A 15,618-nucleotide genomic window follows, 5' to 3' on the forward strand; every position below is an offset into this window, starting at 1 on the left:
TGACCTATTTATCTCTTTTTTACTGGACTTTTGCAAGAGGTCTATTGAACCCACTGTTCGTTTAGATTTGGACAATGAACCCCAACCCGATGCCGTGCTGCTGATTAACGAAAATTCTGGTGCACAGACAAGACAGACAAGACTGAGTGATGATGATTATATTTAGGGTGCGCCGGAGTTAGTGGCAGAGATTGCAGCAAGTAGTGTGGCGCTCGACTTGCATGATAAGAAACGGGCGTATCGTCGCAATGGAGTTCAAGAGTATATTGTTTGGCAAGTATTCGAGCAGAAACTTGATTGGTTTTACTTGCAGCAGGGTGAGTATGTTTCTCTGCTAGTGGATGAAGATAATGTGATGCGGAGTCGAGTGTTTCCGGGATTGTGGTTAGCCGCAGCTGATTTGTTAGCAGGAAATATGGCAAAAGTTTTGTCAGTGTTGCAGGAAGGTTTAGCTTCGGGGGAACATGGAATGTTTGTGGAAGGGTTGATAGATTGTTAGGGAAATTAGTTGTTTTTTAAGATGGTGATTAAACTGAATGAAGAAGAGTAGAGCTATTGGCTTTACAGATCTGAAAAAATCAAGCTTTAATAAACTAGAAATTGGCTTGATCAAGTAAACTCAATTTACTGCGAACTCTACAGATTAAAATAATTAAATTAGTTGCCGAAAACTTAAACGAAAGATATCTTGAGATTGATAAGTCCTTATATTGCAAGGAAAATTTCCCAAAATCTTTTATCCAAGGTGTGGCTTGTTGAAAAATACCCCTTAATTCTGGAGAAATAGCAGTGAGGACACAGACATTGCCTGTGTCCTCAATCAATTTTGTTGACTGTTGTCTGAGTTAACGGTCTACCGAACCCATGATAATGTCAATACTGCCGAGAATCGCCATGATATCAGCAACTTTTACACCCCGTAGGAGTTCGGGTAAAATCTGCAAGTTGTTGAAATCTGCTGCACGAATCTTCCAGCGCCACGGGAAGACATTATTGTCTCCGATGATAAATATACCTAGTTCACCTTTACCGCTTTCGAGGCGAACATAATGTTCACCCGCAGGAATCTTGAAAGTGGGGGCAATTTTCTTGGCAATAAACTGGTAATCGAAATCGTTCCACTGGGATTTTTTGCCCTCTGCCATACGCTTGGCTTCCAAGTTCTCGTAAGGACCACCTGGTAATCCTTTCAAGGCTTGGCGGATAATTTTGACCGATTCGCGCATCTCGCGAATTCGCACCAAATATCGGGCTAGACAATCACCACCAGTTTCCCACTGTACTTCCCAGTTAAAGTCGTCGTAGCACTCGTAGTGGTCAACCTTACGCAAGTCCCACTTAACACCGGAACCGCGCAGCATCGGGCCAGATAATCCCCAGTTAATTGCTTCTTCGCGGCTGACAGTACCAATACCTTCTACACGGCGACGGAAGATTGGGTTGTTGGTGATTAACTTCTCATACTCGTCCACTTTCGGATCGAAGTAGTTACAGAAGTCTTCGCATTTATCTACCCAACCGTAAGGTAAATCAACAGCAACACCACCGATGCGGAAGTAGTTGTTATTGATCAATCGTTGCCCTGAAGCAGCTTCCCACAAATCATAAATGATCTCCCGTTCACGGAAGATGTAGAAGAAAGGCGTCTGAGCACCAACGTCAGCCAAAAATGGCCCTAACCACAGCAGGTGATTAGCAATCCGGTTCAATTCCAGCATAATCACTCGGATGTAGCTGGCGCGTTTGGGCACCTCAATATCAGCCAATTTTTCTGGCGCATTGACGGTGATTGCTTCATTGAACATCCCTGCCGCATAGTCCCACCGACTAACGTAAGGAACATACATGATGTTCGTGCGGTTCTCGGCAATTTTCTCCATACCCCGGTGTAGGTAACCAATCACCGGTTCGCAATCGACTACATCCTCACCGTCTAGGGTGACGATTAAGCGAAGAACACCGTGCATAGAGGGGTGGTGGGGACCCATGTTGAGAACCATGGGTTCGGTTCTAGTCTCGAGTTGTGCCATATATTACTGATGATTCGGTTCCCTTAACGGTTCGCTGCTAGCTTTTAGCTGCTAGCAATTAGCTTATTGTCTCTTGGTGTGTTCATTTTGTATTGCTCTATTAGATTTAAAGAGCATTGGTATTGACTAAGCTAATTGCTCAGATTATGTTTATTTTTGTTGCACTATTTATAATTATATGGAGACTGAGGGCAACAGACGAGAATATCGGCTCTGGTATCTGTATTGGCGTTGAAGGGGAATGGCTGATCAAGAAGAGCTATACAATCTACCGAGTGAAAACCTGACCCGAATTTTGCAACAGACACTCTAAAATTAAGTACTCTTTAGGAGTCAAATCTAGCGAGTTTCCGGCATAAGTCACGATATGGCAAGCCGGATCAAGGGTCAGTTCACCCCGCCTCAAGACAGGCTGTTGCATCTGGGGAGGACGACGCAGCAAGGCACGAATACGCGCCGTAAGTTCTTCTAGTTCAAAAGGCTTAACGAGGTAATCATCTGCACCAGCATCCAGCCCAATAATTTCGTCTGTTGTCGTGTCTTTAGCCGTCAGCATCAGCACGAAACCAAGCTGCAAAAGAGCTATTCACCCGCTCCCTGCTTGGTCAAACTGTTAGTTGGGAGAGTGCGATCGCTTTTTTGCAGGCTGAGTTGTCGTAAAGGTAGTTTTGTGGCGTTATGTATCCCTGCTATCCTTCTTTCACGATTCACAACAGCATACCCAGCCGCTTTGTATGGCTTGGGGTAATAGCAGATACGATCTAAGGTTTAGCTTCGGGGGAACATGGAAGCTTTGTAGAATAGTTGGCAGAGCAGTAGGAACATTAGTTTGCTCACTACAATGGTCTTTGTGAAGAGATACTGAAAGCCAAGCCAATGTATAACTTGACGCCTACCCAAAAAGACCTTCTACGATGGTTCGTCCAACAGGTCAATCAAGGACACCTATCTGAAGAATTTATAATCTCTCGGCTTCTGCACGGTCCGTCCATTTCTGGTTACAGTGGAACGCTGCCAGATATGAAAAAGGGAGCTATACAGGCACTTCATGCTGAGGGCTTGCTTCAGTACGAAGATTTAGGAAATGTCGATAGATGTACCCTCACTGGCAAAGCTTATGAAGCTGTGGATAACAACTTTAGCGCCCCAGACACATCTTTTGTTAAGCATCTAACACCACTAGCTGATATCACTAATCTAGATGAGGAGTTAAAACAGCGATGTTTACCGATTTTAGGTGCTGGAAGTGCTGACTCGAAGATGTGGGATTCTGCTGTAAATAACGCTTGTCGCGTTTTAGAAAATCGCCTGAGAGATGTTGGCGGTGTATTAGATGCTAATTGTGTTGGTCTAGCTCTTGTCAATAAGGTTTTTACTGACAAGGGTACTTTAGCATCCAAATTTTCAATTGATGCTGAGAGGCAGGGATATCGAGATCTGTATGCAGGGATTGTTGGTACTTTTCGTAATCCTTCCGCCCATCGTTTTGTCGATCCAACCCCAGAAGAAGGAGGAGCTTTTGTTGTCTTTGTAAACCTTTTACTGAGAAAGTTAGAGGATTTGCGATAGGTAGCAGGCAAAGATTACAGTGCGATCGCACTACTCAATCAAGCATTATCTCTGTCTCAAGTACTACTCAATAAATCACGTCGTCTATACCAAAAATTTCGCCGTTTTCAGCATCGACAAAAACTTCTTTGCCATTAATTTATACTTCGATAACAGGTTTATTATCTTCGATTTCTCACTCTATACCATAGGCTTTACCATCAATAGTCGTTTCAGAAATTTGTAAAGCTTCTTGAAGCATTATCTTTAACTTCTGTTGTCTTTCAGCAGCTTTAGCATCAACTTCGTTATTTTCTGACTTACCAGTCTCTTCTGCTTCTGCAATATCGCTGCTGGTTCCAGCAATTTGCCAAGAGAGGTAATTATCAATTGCCAACTTTCCCAAAATGCTCCCTAGTATTGCAACTGAGAGACCTACAGCAAGTAGATTCTTCTTTGAACTAACCACAGCACCAAATTCTCTAGAGTTAATTATGTTCTGAAAAATAGCAAGCAAATGAAACTCTAGGCAATAATTGTCAAGAACTTGGCAAGATTTACAATAGTTTGTTATTCCCTGACTTACACCATTAGTTGGGGAAGCTCGTCAGAAATAAGTTCAGGAACAACCTTAAGTCACTTTCGTGGCTGATTTCTTGACTGAACTAGATAATACTTGTGGAAATGTGCTTGTTAAGACAATCTCCTAACTCGTGGGATAGATCTGATTATCTGCTAGCGGAGACACCATGCTTACATGGGAACAAATCAATCCAGGTTGTCTGCATTTTTGTAGCTATGACAACCAAGTGAGCCTCATCCAGGATATTTTTAAACTTTTCGAGCATAGGAGTACTACCCTTGAATGAACTAAATATCCTAATAACGGTTATCGGTGCAATAGTTCTCTTCCTTGGACTTGTATCGGACTATTTCCGGCGTAATTGGTGGACTTCCGACCCTCTAACAGCACTGCTGTTGGGGATCTTACTTAGTCCAGTTGCCTTAGGAGTAGTTAACTCTACCAACTGGGGTATACCACAGGAGCATCTTCTTGAACAAACTGCCCGCTTTACGTTGGCAATCGGACTGATGGGGGTTGCCCTACGAACACCGAAAGGCTACTTTTTCAGAAATTGGCGACCTCTTGCTATTCTCCTAGGATTAGTTATGCCCTTAATGTGGGTTGCTAGTGGTTTGCTTGTTTATTGGATTTTAAAAATACCTTTTTGGGAAGCAATGCTAGTTGGGGGAGCAATTACACCAACTGACCCAATTGTCTCAACTTCCATTGTGACGGGCGTTGTTGCTGAAGATAATCTCCCCCGACGTTTGCGACATCTGATCTCGGCTGAATCGGGTGCTAATGATGGCTTAGCTTATCCTTTAGTGCTGTTATCTATCCTGATGCTGGAACAATTCTCCTCTGGAGATGCTCAAGCTTCCCTAACAGACTTACTATCCCATTGGTTTACTCGGGTGATTTTGTGGGAAGTTGGTGTGGCTATCTTCTGTGGTGTACTTTTAGGTTACTTAGCAGGTTGTCTCTTGAAATTGGCGGAACGCAAAAAAACAATTGAACGTCAGTCTTTTCTCGGCTATACTGTCGCCTTGAGCCTCACCGTACTAGGCGGAGCTCAGCTAATAGGTACTGATGGCGTCCTTGCTGTATTTATCGCCGGACTAGCTTTTGATCACGTAATTGAGGGTAGTGAAAGAGCAGAGGAAGAAAACTTCCAAGAGGCAATAAATCGCTTTTTTACCTTGCCGATTTTCATTCTACTTGGCTTAACCATCCCTTGGCAACAATGGTGGTCTCTAGGATGGTGGAATTTAGTTTTAGTTCTAGCTGTACTAATCCTGCGGCGACTTCCGGCAATTTTATTACTCCATCGATTGATCAAACCCATCAAAAACTTTCCAGAGGCAATGTTTGTCGGTTGGTTTGGTCCAATTGGTGTGGCTGCTATCTATTATGCTGGTTATTCTCTACGTCGAACTGGTGTAGAAGAGGTTTGGTTAGTTTGCTCTTTGATGATTTGTGCTTCGATTTTTGCCCAAGGCTTGAGTGCTACTCCTTTAACTAAACTCTACGGCAAATACATCCAGAAAAAGAAACACACTCAAACTATAACTGAGAACTACTAAGCCAAAAGTGCCGTTCTGAAACTTGGAGGATCAGGAGTTATGCAAAAGACATCGGAGTTTTTACATGTCCCCGTGTTGAGTGAGGAGTTAGTTGAAGGTTTAGCTATTTGCCCCGGTGGTTATTACCTAGACGCTACAGTAGGCGGGGGTGGACATAGCCAGTTGATTTTGGCAACAGCACCCAACGTACAGCTTACAGCAATTGACCGAGACGCAAATGCGATCGCTGCTGCCCAAGCAAAGTTAGCCGCCTACGGAGATACCGTGCAATTTTGGCGGGGTAATTTTGCCGAATACGAGCCAGGTAATACTTTATTTGATGGCATTATCGCCGATTTAGGGGTTAGTTCTGCCCAGCTAGACATTACAGAGAGAGGCTTTAGTTTCCGTCATACTGCTGATTTAGATATGCGCATGGATCAGAATCAGTCTCTGACAGCAGCAGAAATAATTAATCACTGGCAAGAGGCACAACTAGCAGATATTTTCTATCAGTATGGAGAGGAAAGATTATCGCGTAGGATTGCTAGACGAATAGTTGAAAAACGCCCTTTTCAAAGTACTACTGAATTAGCAGAAGTAATTTCCTATAGTGTGCCGCGTAAATACCGCTATGGCAGAATTCATCCTGCAACTCGTGTCTTTCAGGCTTTGCGTATTGTAGTTAATCAAGAACTTGATTCTCTAGAAAAGTTTTTGGCTAGAGCACCTAATTGGTTAAAACCAGGAGGCAAAATTGGCATTATTAGTTTTCATAGTTTAGAAGATCGAATTGTTAAGCATACTTTGCGAGGTTCTTCCCTATTAAGAGTTCTGACGAAAAAGCCAATTATGGCAAAGGAAGAGGAACAAGCAGAAAATCCTCGTTCTCGTTCCGCTAAGTTGAGATTTGCCGAACGAGTTGATGAGTAAATATTTTAAGGTTCAAGTCAATCAGATTATGCAATTAGAACTGAATCAATTAATAGTTCCACCTGGACGTCAATTGTTACTAAAAAATATTAGTTGGCAAGACTTTGAGAGAATTTTAGAGGAGTAATGATAATTGAAATACAGGAATTACTAGAAAGTGCTATGTGGTCTCACAAGACCACATAGTCTATTGTATGTATGGTCGCTTGAGACCACATTTATTAGCTCATCATCCTTTGATTGGCGATCGCTAAACACTTATTGTTAACTTTAGAGAGCATGTCTGGGAATGCTGGTGTGTATTGACCGTTTTTGTCTACAATCCGCCGGAGTGTATAGTTATTGGGGATAAGTCCACCCAACAAGGAGGTGCGGCGTTGCCAACTATCTCCGTTACTATTGTTCTCTCGACACAGGGAGAAATCGGCAATTTGTTTGGGTACACGCCATCCTAATATCACAGGTGTGATTTGTGCACGTCGTAAAGTTTCATCCTCGAACTGAAATTCGTAGATCAACTGTGAAAATTGAACTAAACGAAGTAGTATCAACCCAGGAATTGAGTCATGAAATGTCCATTTTCGGGGAGCAAAGACGGCTAGATATAAAATTAGCCTATCAGCATCCCATCGTGAATCGTACATGGTTAAGCAATCGTCAGGAAGGGGATTCCCGTCCATAAAGAATACGCCTTGTAGTATCTCTGGCAATTTAGTTTGTTGTTCATTGATCATCCAAGTCGCAATGTTATTGAGTTGCTGTTTTTCGATTGACAACTTAGTTCATGCTCCAAAAAGTCTTGTAGAGTAGTTATTATTCAGAAGATAAAAGTTTCAGTTGATTATTGATACTCTAGTTGCCAGAATAAGCCAATTACACCGAGCGTTGAGAAAAGCCAGATAACACTAAGTCATTGGGTGTAACGGCGCGTACCTTTTCCATGTCCCACTTCACTTCAGAAAAAGAGTTCCACTGGTATTTTTTGAACAGATAGAAACAGAACATCTTAATTAAGCCAATAGACAAGGATCTGCCCGGACAGGCTCGCTCATGACCTTCGCCGTTCCAGGATAAAATATCAGAGTTATCTCGTGTAACGTCAAAACTGTCTGGTCTTTGATACTTATTCTGGTCACGATTGGCAGTGAAGACTGAACCAAGCAGGCGTGTCCCTTTTTGGAATGGACATTGCTTACCACCAATCTCGACTTCTCCCGCTTCGGGAGCAAGTTGACTGACGAATCGTACTGGAGGATAAAGACGAGCTGTTTCCAGAATAACTTTCCCTATGAGTTCCGAGTTTTCTATCGCCCCTGCATTGGGAGTTACCTCTCCGTTCCAGAGGGAGTTAACCTCTGAGACGACATTATTCCTCACGGTTTCTTCTAGGCATAAAACGCCAATTACAGAACCTAAAAGTGCACTTGTGCCAGCGGTTCCAGCAATATGAATCATATCAAAAATGCTATTAACAATCTGGTGTTCGTTTAATCGATATTGAGTGCCAATTTCCCGATAAGATTGCCATTGTGGCGATTGCTTATATTTTGCAATTAAACGTTGTCGATGTTCAATTTGTGGTTGAATTTTGCCTTTGAGAAGAGTTTTTAGAATAGGTTCTGGTAAGGAGGCAAAAAACAAATTTTTTGTATAGTCAAGCGATGCAGAGATTTCTTGTTCAGATAGGGTTATCTGGAAGATAAGTTGGTGCAGAATAGCAATGATCATCCTTGGTAGATCTTCGCCAATATGCAATCTTCCTCGTTGGGCAGCATTGAAGAGTAATTGATCTACTAGACGCCCGATAACTTCCGTTCTTTCTAATGGTTCTGGCAAAGCGTATTCCAACACGGCGCGAACCCCTGTATGTTCTGCTCCGTTAGTCCCTAAACTCAGGGGATTATCGAGCAAGTAACTGGGAGCATAGATTCTGATGATACCCAAATCATTTCCCCGCCATTGCGGTTCAGTCTGCATCAGTTTTCTTACACCAGAGTAGGAGCTATGAATAATTGCCTGATCCACAGCGAGAAATTTGTTTCCTATTTGTTGCTGGCGCACTACAAGAAAATCCCTCCAGGCATTGAGCACCAATAAGCCGTCCATTAGGTAAGTAATAAAACGGATACTTTTACCAAGGGGGCTATCATAACCAACTTTATCTATCAACCACGAAACCTGGAGTTGTATTTTGTGGGCCTGGAGGATTTTTTTACTGTCCATGATTTTTCCCTATTTTTGCACCTAGAATCAGAGAACTAATTCTCAGAATCTAGTCTGAGTTGGCTTTGTTTATCGGAGCTTTAGGTTCACTCCTGCGGTATTGCTCTAGATACTAATACTGTTAAGAACTAACGAAGGTTTAAGGTAGTTATACTCTATTAAGCGACTCTTGTTACGTAATTCAATTTTTCGCTCAATTCCGTTCAAATTCTGTTGAAATTGCTTAACAATAGCTTCTGCTTGGGGATCTTCAAAGGGATAATCGTAGTAGCCTAGTTTGTCGTAATAGTAGGCCGAGAGTGCGAACATGATCTTGAGTTGGTCAACCGCCTGGTTTGGGGGTGGCAGAAACGATAAGAAGCTTTTCTGGTCGATAGTGGGATTTGCTTGAATTGGTCGGTAGGCGGCAAAGGGCATGTTAGGAGCAAATGCTACGTAGTCGTACTGGGTGAAGTTCACAGCAGAGTGTTGGGGACCACAGGTGAAGATAATTGCGGTAACAACTTCAATTAATTGCTCTACAGTGTCAATCCGTTCTGGTACACCTTTGACTCTGCCACCTTCTGCGGCAACCAACTCAGCAGCCCAAGCTTGCAATTCGTAGTCTCGGCTCAAATCTTCCGGGGTTTTGTAGTAGAGTTTGAGGTAGTCAGAGACAAATTTTTTGATAGCTTGCCACAGCAGCATGCCATCATCTCGATAGGGATAGTGGGGTAAATTCTCTAGATTATCCAAGCCACGATTTTTGATTTCTGTAGGCAAGGCGAACTGATCGAGACTCCAGTGTTCTTGAGCATTTTTGAAGTAGGCTTCTTTGGTAATTTGTAGAGACTCCTTCAAGGTTCCCGCTAGCAAATTATCGACAATACCCCCCCGATTGACCAAGCGTTTGCGAGCTAGGTCATTATTGAAGAGCATAAACCGAAAATGAGGTCTGAGCAGTACACCAAGAGGATGGTTATAGGCTAGTTGTCGAGCCGTGACAACAGCGATTGGCTCCATCACCAAGTGAGTTCGGCATAGATGGCTGCTCATTTCGTGGTGATTGGCATCAGCAATCTGAACGCAAGTCTTGGCGTAGAACCAGACTAGAGCCGGATCAAACGGGGTCAAAATTGGGCTTAATTTACCCAACTCTGGCACAATTTGAATAGCTATGGGTACTAATTCTCCGCGATCGCTGTAACCGGAACTGCGCCACCAAAAAAAGGCAAGTGGTTTGGGCAGATATTTTTTGCCCCTTTGGTACGTACCTCCTTGAACAAAGGAAAGGCTGGTGTAATCAGCTAGGTAAAGGTTTCCTTCTTGAAGTTCTTTCTCCAGATTCAAGGAGGGCCCAAACTTGTTTTGCAAGTCTTGGCTGAACTCTTGGAGAGTAAAAGCGAAATGCGGTGGTAATTCTTTGATTTGGGACAGTACCATGGGATTTACCCCACTGAGCCGCTGTTCAGCGAAGTATTCGTCGGTTTGGTAGGTTTTGATGACATTGGGAGGTGGCAGAACTGGAAAAAAGTCCTCATAATCTTGGAGGTCATCAAAAGGATCCCACAAGGACTGAAGTCGTATAGCCAAGTCATTGGCAGACAATAGTTTAATGGTTAGTGGTAATCGTTCGGCAATATACTCAGGTGAGAAGTTTTCCTTTAAAGGTACGTCTTTGATGATCGGCAATGGCGGCAAATAGTTGAAGTTAAACTGGTAATCTTCACGATTTTTCTTCAGCCAATCTTGTCTTGGTGAGGCGTTAGGATCATCTTGAGGAAGGTATGGTTTCATCACTTTTGAGGTAAGTAACCTTTGGCCTCAAGTATAATTTGATACCGTTATTTAGGCTGCTAGTTCACAAGAATCTTTACCCCTGCCCATAGATTGGCTAGAGAAATAACCTCACTCTCACAACCAGAGAAAGCTTTCCACAAACCCTGTCAATGCGTGAATTTGAGCCAAATGCTGGACACTCGCAACAATGGCTGTTACTATAAGGAACTGTCCGCCTGGAGAGGTGGCTGAGTGGTCGAAAGCGGCAGATTGCTAATCTGTTGATAGATACGTAAGTCCTATCCGAGGGTTCGAATCCCTCCCTCTCCGTTCAAAAAATCAATTATAGTTTTCTTGCTCTAGCCCACGGGCTTCAGAGAAGAATTAGATAAATCAATTCGGTCAAGATCATAATAAAATTATATGTTTTGACTATCTTTTGACTGATAAGTTCTTTGCATGATGAAGAAACCAGTTTCAAATAATGATCTAAGTTATGGTCTTGCTTTACAGAAGCCTGCGCGATTGGCAAATCAGTTACCTAGAAGGCTAAGTGCCTTCGCTTTAGCAATTACCACCTTGACGACGGGGGTGTTGGCAGTAGCTTGTCAAGACACTACTAGCTCTAGCGGTGGCGCAGAAGATGGCTTAAAACTTGGCACGCTAACACCTTCTACTGGAGACTTAGCTTCAATTGGTGCCGTCTTCCCTGATGCAGCCCAGTTAGCAGTGGACACGGTTAACCAGTGTGGTGGTGTCAACGGTAAACCCGTCGGCTTGGTGATAGAAGACAGCCAAACTGACCCCAACGCTGGTGCAGGGGGAATGACTAAGCTAGCTGAGGTTGATCGAGTTGCTGGCGTCATCGGTGCTTTTGCTAGTAGTGTATCCTCGGCTGCTTTACCAATCGCTGTACGCAATCAGGTGATGATGATCTCACCAGGCAGCACTAGCCCTGTCTTTACTCAACAGGCTAAGGACGGAGACTTTAATGGTTACTGGGCGCGTACTGCTCCCCCAGATACCTACCAAGCGCGGGCCTTGGCCAAACTCGCCATTGAGAAAGGCTTTAAGAGTGCTTCTACTGTTGTGATTAATAATGACTACGGTGTTGGCTTTGAAAAAGAATTTGTCTCAGCTTTCGAGAAGTTAGGAGGCACTGTAGTCAACAAAGATAAACCAACTCGCTACGATCCCAAAGCCACAACCTTTGAAACAGAAGCCGCATCAGCCTTTAGTGGTAATCCACAAGCAGTGGCTGCTGTTCTTTATGCAGAAACTGGCTCTTTGCTACTGAAGTCTGCCTATCAGCAAGGTTTAGTTGATGGTAAGACAGTGATGTTGACTGATGGTGTCTACTCAGACGACTTCCCCCAGCAAGTTGGCAAAACTTCTGATGGCAAGTTCTTACTTACTGGAGCAGTTGGCACTGTGCCTGGAGCCCACGGTGAGGGTCTAGAGGCTTTTACCAACCTCTGGAAGGAAAAAACTGGCAAGCCAGTGACTGCCTACGTGCCGCACACCTATGATGCTGCTGTGTTGCTGATGCTGGCAGCGGAAGCCGCGAAGGCAAACACTGGCGAAGGCATTCAAAGCAAAATTAGTGAAGTTTCTAACTCTCCTGGTCAGGAAGTAACGGATGTGTGCGAAGCGATGGAACTATTACGTCAAGGAGAGGATATCAACTACCAAGGAGCTAGTAGCAACGTAGATATTGATGAAAACGGTGATGTTATTGGTGACTACGATACTTGGCTCGTAGAATCAGACGGCAAGCCCAAAGTAACGGGTAAAGTCAGCCCGGATATCTAAGGTGCTAATTTACTGCTATTAGCCTCTGTTGCAGAGCAATAGGAAAACGAGGAATTAAGTTTCGTTAATAGTTAGGGTTTGTCGCTCAAGGTTCTCACAAAGCTCATTATCGCTAGCGGCGCTTTCTGCTTTCACTAGCGGGAAATAGAGATATGGAGACGTTCCTTGGGGCGGAACGTCTCTACAGCTTTAGAAGCCAGAGAAGGTATAACCAATACCTACGACAACTCCGACATCTGTCGCACCTTCGATGAAACCTAAATTAACCGTACCGTTGGCAACTAATGCTCTGGAGATAGGTAAATCAACGCCAGCAGTGAGCAGAACACCGAAATTATTGTTATTGCCAGTGCTGATGACAGGACCACCACCAATAAAAGGAGCAAACAGAGCAGGTTCAAAAGGATCGCTACTCTGTAGCACAAAGTCATAGGTGACGGGTAACAGAAACGCAGCGTCATTGGCTAGGATGACGCTTGGTCGAAATGAGAGATTTCTATTGAGACCAAGTTTGCTGTTGATCACAAAGCCAGTATCACCCAAGGGTGTGCCATCGTCACTAACGCCGATGTTGAGACCGACCCCGATATAGCTTTCGCCTCCACGGGTAGGTGGGCCGGGATCAAAATTTCTTTGAGCAACGCTGGCGTCTGTCTCCTCAGTGTTAGCCTCTGCTGGCTGTGAACTCAAAGAGGTAGCAGATGCTTCTGACGCCTCTAAATTTGTTTGAGCGACACTAGAAGCAGCCTCCACAGCATCGGACGCTGTTTGCTGCTCTTGAGCAGTTGTGGTTGGTCCTTGAATCGAGAAATCAGCTTGAGACTCGCTAAGAGAGGCGAAATCAACTTGTTGCTGATTAGCTGCTTGGGTTGTGTCTTCGGTATTTTGGGCAACACTGGGACTGTTGACGGGTACTTGAGCAGTAGAAACTGATGTTTCTGTCTGCACTGTTGTTGGCTCAGATGCCCCCACGCCAACGGCTGAATAATCGGTGCTAGGCACTTCAGCAGAAGTAGACACGCTGTTGGTTGCCTGAACAGATTCCGATTCTAAGATGTTTGAATTACTGCTAGGCGTCTCGGCACGAGCGGACAAAGTGCTACTAACAATTGTCAAAGCCGCAAGACCGAGTAGACAGGAGACGGGTCTGAAAATGGTACTCTTCACGCTCACTCCTCAACAATGATCTTAAAGAATAAAAAAAGTTAAATCTGTTAGCCCAGTATCAATGACTTTCGTTATCTAACAACAAAAATCCCTGATATCACTTCAAATTTAAAAGATTCTGGGATTTAGCGCTACCTATTTAGGAGTGGATTTCAGCGACAATACTGTTAAGAGCAAGATATCTTCACAGCCAACGTCTGTAAATTGAAGATTCTCTAAGTTAAGTTACTGATTGCAGTGACAAACTGCCGAGAAACAAAGGGTAGAATGGCTCGATTTTTGCTGTGAGCTTTGCCCTCAGTAAACACAATTAACAAATAAGGTCGCAGAGAAGGTAACTCAATATAGGCAGCATCATGACGTACTTGAGAAGTCCAACCTGCTTTAGACCATAACTGAGCATTTTGGGGAAGACCACCACCAAGGAAGCCTGCTACCTGATTTTCCTCTTCGTTGGTCAGATTAGCTAGGTTGAGGGAGCGTTTTAGGAAACTCATCATCCCTTGCGATCGCACTGAGGAAACTGCTACTCCTCCAATAATGCTATGGAGTAGTCTTGCGGTGGCATTAGTCGTCAACATGTTACGGTTTTCCATTAATTCCCCTAGGAAAGCACGTTCTCGACCATAGGGACCATCACCCCAGGTTTTCTGATTGACATTGATTGATTCGAGTTCTTGCCAACCTAGAGACCGGAAGTAACGATTGACGATGTTACGCTGAAACTGCCAAGTTTCAAAAGGCCCTGGTGGTAATTCCGGACCACTAGTAGTGCCACTCAAGACATCAACAACCAGACTGGTGGCATCATTGCTAGAATCAACAATCATATCCCGCACAGCTCTGTCCAACTCAGCGGAAGGTTCAATCATGGAAGTTTCCAACCATTCCTGAACAGCAACGAGGTAGAACAGTTTCACCACACTAGCTGGATAAATCCGCTCAACACCTCGGTAGTTAAAGCCTCGGACTGCATGTTTCCAGAATTCTTCTGCCGAGAGTGCACCGCCAGTATTTACCGGAACTGGTGGATCATAAACTATCCAGGTGAGGGCAATTTGATTGCGAGCTAGATTAGGAAACTCCGCCCAAGTTGCTTCCAGGATTTGTGTACCTAGCTGTTCGAGTGCTTTGTCTTTAAGGAAAAAAGTCATTGGTTGCTTATGGCGAGGAACAGGGAACGGTATTAAAAATATCTTGGTATGGTGAGTTTGATTGCTAGTTTATGTCCTAACTAATCTGGCAACTGCTATATTTATTTCTCTCAAGGAGTGATCAGCTACCTAGAAAATGGTTCTGCCTAAGCAATTACCAAAATCCCCTAGTGGTGAGTTTTACTGCCGCGTTAATCTAAACCTCTATGATTCTCCCATCTGTGAGCGTCTGGCAACTCAGGCAGCAGTTGGGCGGCAGATTAGGATATTATCGCTAACACCTGTGGGTGAGGCGATAGAAATGTATTTAGCTGAGGATGGTTATTCTGGTTGGTTGCCCATTGCAGATGTGGTAAAACTGGAGCCAGCAGCCAAAAAATATCAGGCGCTCCCCCTAACAACCGACTACATCCGAGAGCAACTCCCAGCAGTGATTGCTTTTACCAAAAAAGCAATGCAACAGCCCAACTACTATCTTTGGGGTGGAACAGTTGGCCCCAACTATGATTGCTCAGGACTGATGCAAGCAGCTTTTGCGGCATCGGGAATTTGGTTGCCCAGGGATTCCTATCAGCAAGAAGATTTTACCCAAAAAATCGAGCTTTCGCAGTTGTTACCAGGTGATTTTGTTTTCTTTGCCACAGCCCAAAAAGTGGATCATGTCGGTTTATATTTGGGAGACGGCTCTTACATCCATAGTTCTAGTAAAGACACTGGTCGCAATGGCATTGCTATTGACCAGCTATCAGACCAAGCAGATGCGATCGCACAATCTTATTATCAGAAACTACGGGGAGTCGGGCGAGTCGTAGAAACTTATCAACCTGAGAACTGTTAGCAATTTTCAATTAACTATTTTCTATTTA

Annotated in this window: 13 protein-coding genes, 1 tRNA gene and 2 pseudogenes; 7 read left to right on the forward strand and 9 right to left on the reverse strand. The window is 43.9% G+C overall.

What is annotated here, in order from left to right:
- Nucleotides 1–43 precede the first annotated feature (43 nt).
- A pseudogene (locus ACT7WV_RS11020) lies at nt 44–499 on the forward strand (Uma2 family endonuclease); the annotation flags it as partial.
- Nucleotides 500–845: 346 nt separating this feature from the next.
- On the opposite strand, the gene ACT7WV_RS11025 reads toward ACT7WV_RS11020, so the two are convergent.
- From ACT7WV_RS11025 to ACT7WV_RS11035, 3 genes and pseudogenes are all read right to left on the reverse strand, one after another.
- Nucleotides 846–2,030 (reverse strand): NAD(P)H-quinone oxidoreductase subunit H, encoded by a 1,185-nt coding sequence (locus ACT7WV_RS11025; RefSeq protein ID WP_445102943.1) that lies wholly within the window; start codon nt 2,028–2,030, stop codon nt 846–848.
- A 271-nt stretch (nt 2,031–2,301) separates the two neighbouring features.
- Nucleotides 2,302–2,595: pseudogene (locus ACT7WV_RS11030) on the reverse strand (response regulator transcription factor); the annotation flags it as partial.
- Between the two features lie 17 nt (nt 2,596–2,612).
- The gene (locus tag ACT7WV_RS11035) at nt 2,613–2,741 is read right to left on the reverse strand and encodes a hypothetical protein (protein WP_445102945.1); all 129 of its coding nucleotides are present in this window, start codon (nt 2,739–2,741) and stop codon (nt 2,613–2,615) included.
- A gap of 165 nt (nt 2,742–2,906) precedes the next feature.
- On the opposite strand from ACT7WV_RS11035, the gene ACT7WV_RS11040 reads away from it, so the two are divergent.
- The gene (locus tag ACT7WV_RS11040; protein WP_445102946.1) at nt 2,907–3,599 is read left to right on the forward strand and encodes a TIGR02391 family protein; all 693 of its coding nucleotides are present in this window, start codon (nt 2,907–2,909) and stop codon (nt 3,597–3,599) included.
- A gap of 175 nt (nt 3,600–3,774) precedes the next feature.
- On the opposite strand, the gene ACT7WV_RS11045 is transcribed toward ACT7WV_RS11040, so the two are convergent.
- Nucleotides 3,775–3,984, reverse strand: coding sequence for a hypothetical protein (locus ACT7WV_RS11045; protein ID WP_445102947.1), 210 nt, complete (start codon nt 3,982–3,984; stop codon nt 3,775–3,777).
- A 455-nt stretch (nt 3,985–4,439) separates the two neighbouring features.
- On the opposite strand from ACT7WV_RS11045, the gene ACT7WV_RS11050 reads away from it, so the two are divergent.
- On the forward strand, nt 4,440–5,726 hold the full coding sequence (locus ACT7WV_RS11050; protein ID WP_445102948.1) for a cation:proton antiporter domain-containing protein: 1,287 nt from the start codon (nt 4,440–4,442) through the stop codon (nt 5,724–5,726).
- Nucleotides 5,727–5,765: 39 nt separating this feature from the next.
- Entirely contained in the window at nt 5,766–6,638 is an 873-nt protein-coding gene (rsmH, locus tag ACT7WV_RS11055) for a 16S rRNA (cytosine(1402)-N(4))-methyltransferase RsmH (RefSeq protein WP_445102949.1), read from the forward strand.
- 221 nt (nt 6,639–6,859) lie between these two features.
- On the opposite strand, the gene ACT7WV_RS11060 is transcribed toward rsmH, so the two are convergent.
- The 3 genes from ACT7WV_RS11060 to ACT7WV_RS11070 all read right to left on the reverse strand — a co-directional run bounded on the left by ACT7WV_RS11060 (nt 6,860) and on the right by ACT7WV_RS11070 (nt 10,637).
- Entirely contained in the window at nt 6,860–7,414 is a 555-nt protein-coding gene (locus tag ACT7WV_RS11060; protein ID WP_445102950.1) for a hypothetical protein, read from the reverse strand.
- A gap of 97 nt (nt 7,415–7,511) precedes the next feature.
- Nucleotides 7,512–8,861, reverse strand: coding sequence for a cytochrome P450 (locus ACT7WV_RS11065; RefSeq protein ID WP_445102951.1), 1,350 nt, complete (start codon nt 8,859–8,861; stop codon nt 7,512–7,514).
- 105 nt (nt 8,862–8,966) lie between these two features.
- Nucleotides 8,967–10,637, reverse strand: coding sequence for a lipoxygenase family protein (locus tag ACT7WV_RS11070; RefSeq protein WP_445102952.1), 1,671 nt, complete (start codon nt 10,635–10,637; stop codon nt 8,967–8,969).
- 220 nt (nt 10,638–10,857) lie between these two features.
- On the opposite strand from ACT7WV_RS11070, the gene ACT7WV_RS11075 reads away from it, so the two are divergent.
- Nucleotides 10,858–10,949 (forward strand) — tRNA-Ser (locus ACT7WV_RS11075).
- 132 nt (nt 10,950–11,081) lie between these two features.
- Nucleotides 11,082–12,431, forward strand: coding sequence for an ABC transporter substrate-binding protein (locus ACT7WV_RS11080; protein WP_463424244.1), 1,350 nt, complete (start codon nt 11,082–11,084; stop codon nt 12,429–12,431).
- A 189-nt stretch (nt 12,432–12,620) separates the two neighbouring features.
- Here ACT7WV_RS11080 and ACT7WV_RS11085 read toward each other — a convergent pair whose 3' ends face one another.
- Both ACT7WV_RS11085 and ACT7WV_RS11090 read right to left on the reverse strand, forming a co-directional pair.
- On the reverse strand, nt 12,621–13,598 hold the full coding sequence (locus ACT7WV_RS11085) for a hypothetical protein (protein WP_445102954.1): 978 nt from the start codon (nt 13,596–13,598) through the stop codon (nt 12,621–12,623).
- Nucleotides 13,599–13,813: 215 nt separating this feature from the next.
- Entirely contained in the window at nt 13,814–14,752 is a 939-nt protein-coding gene (locus tag ACT7WV_RS11090) for a serine hydrolase (RefSeq protein ID WP_445102955.1), read from the reverse strand.
- A gap of 136 nt (nt 14,753–14,888) precedes the next feature.
- Between ACT7WV_RS11090 and ACT7WV_RS11095 the strand changes: the two genes are divergently transcribed.
- The gene (locus ACT7WV_RS11095; protein WP_445102956.1) at nt 14,889–15,590 is read left to right on the forward strand and encodes a C40 family peptidase; all 702 of its coding nucleotides are present in this window, start codon (nt 14,889–14,891) and stop codon (nt 15,588–15,590) included.
- The last annotated feature ends 28 nt before the right edge of the window (nt 15,591–15,618 follow it).

It is taken from the genome of Symploca atlantica LB2515 (genome assembly GCF_052546295.1).

What these genes read in the sequence shown, in the direction of transcription:
- ACT7WV_RS11025 (WP_445102943.1), bottom strand. Translation starts at nt 2,030, where the DNA reads ATGGCACAACTCGAGACTAGAACCGAACCCATGGTTCTCAACATGGGT.
- ACT7WV_RS11040 (WP_445102946.1), top strand. Translation starts at nt 2,907, where the DNA reads ATGTATAACTTGACGCCTACCCAAAAAGACCTTCTACGATGGTTCGTC.
- rsmH (WP_445102949.1), top strand. Translation starts at nt 5,766, where the DNA reads ATGCAAAAGACATCGGAGTTTTTACATGTCCCCGTGTTGAGTGAGGAG.
- ACT7WV_RS11065 (WP_445102951.1), bottom strand. Translation starts at nt 8,861, where the DNA reads ATGGACAGTAAAAAAATCCTCCAGGCCCACAAAATACAACTCCAGGTT.
- ACT7WV_RS11070 (WP_445102952.1), bottom strand. Translation starts at nt 10,637, where the DNA reads ATGAAACCATACCTTCCTCAAGATGATCCTAACGCCTCACCAAGACAA.
- ACT7WV_RS11080 (WP_463424244.1), top strand. Translation starts at nt 11,082, where the DNA reads ATGAAGAAACCAGTTTCAAATAATGATCTAAGTTATGGTCTTGCTTTA.
- ACT7WV_RS11090 (WP_445102955.1), bottom strand. Translation starts at nt 14,752, where the DNA reads ATGACTTTTTTCCTTAAAGACAAAGCACTCGAACAGCTAGGTACACAA.
- ACT7WV_RS11095 (WP_445102956.1), top strand. Translation starts at nt 14,889, where the DNA reads ATGGTTCTGCCTAAGCAATTACCAAAATCCCCTAGTGGTGAGTTTTAC.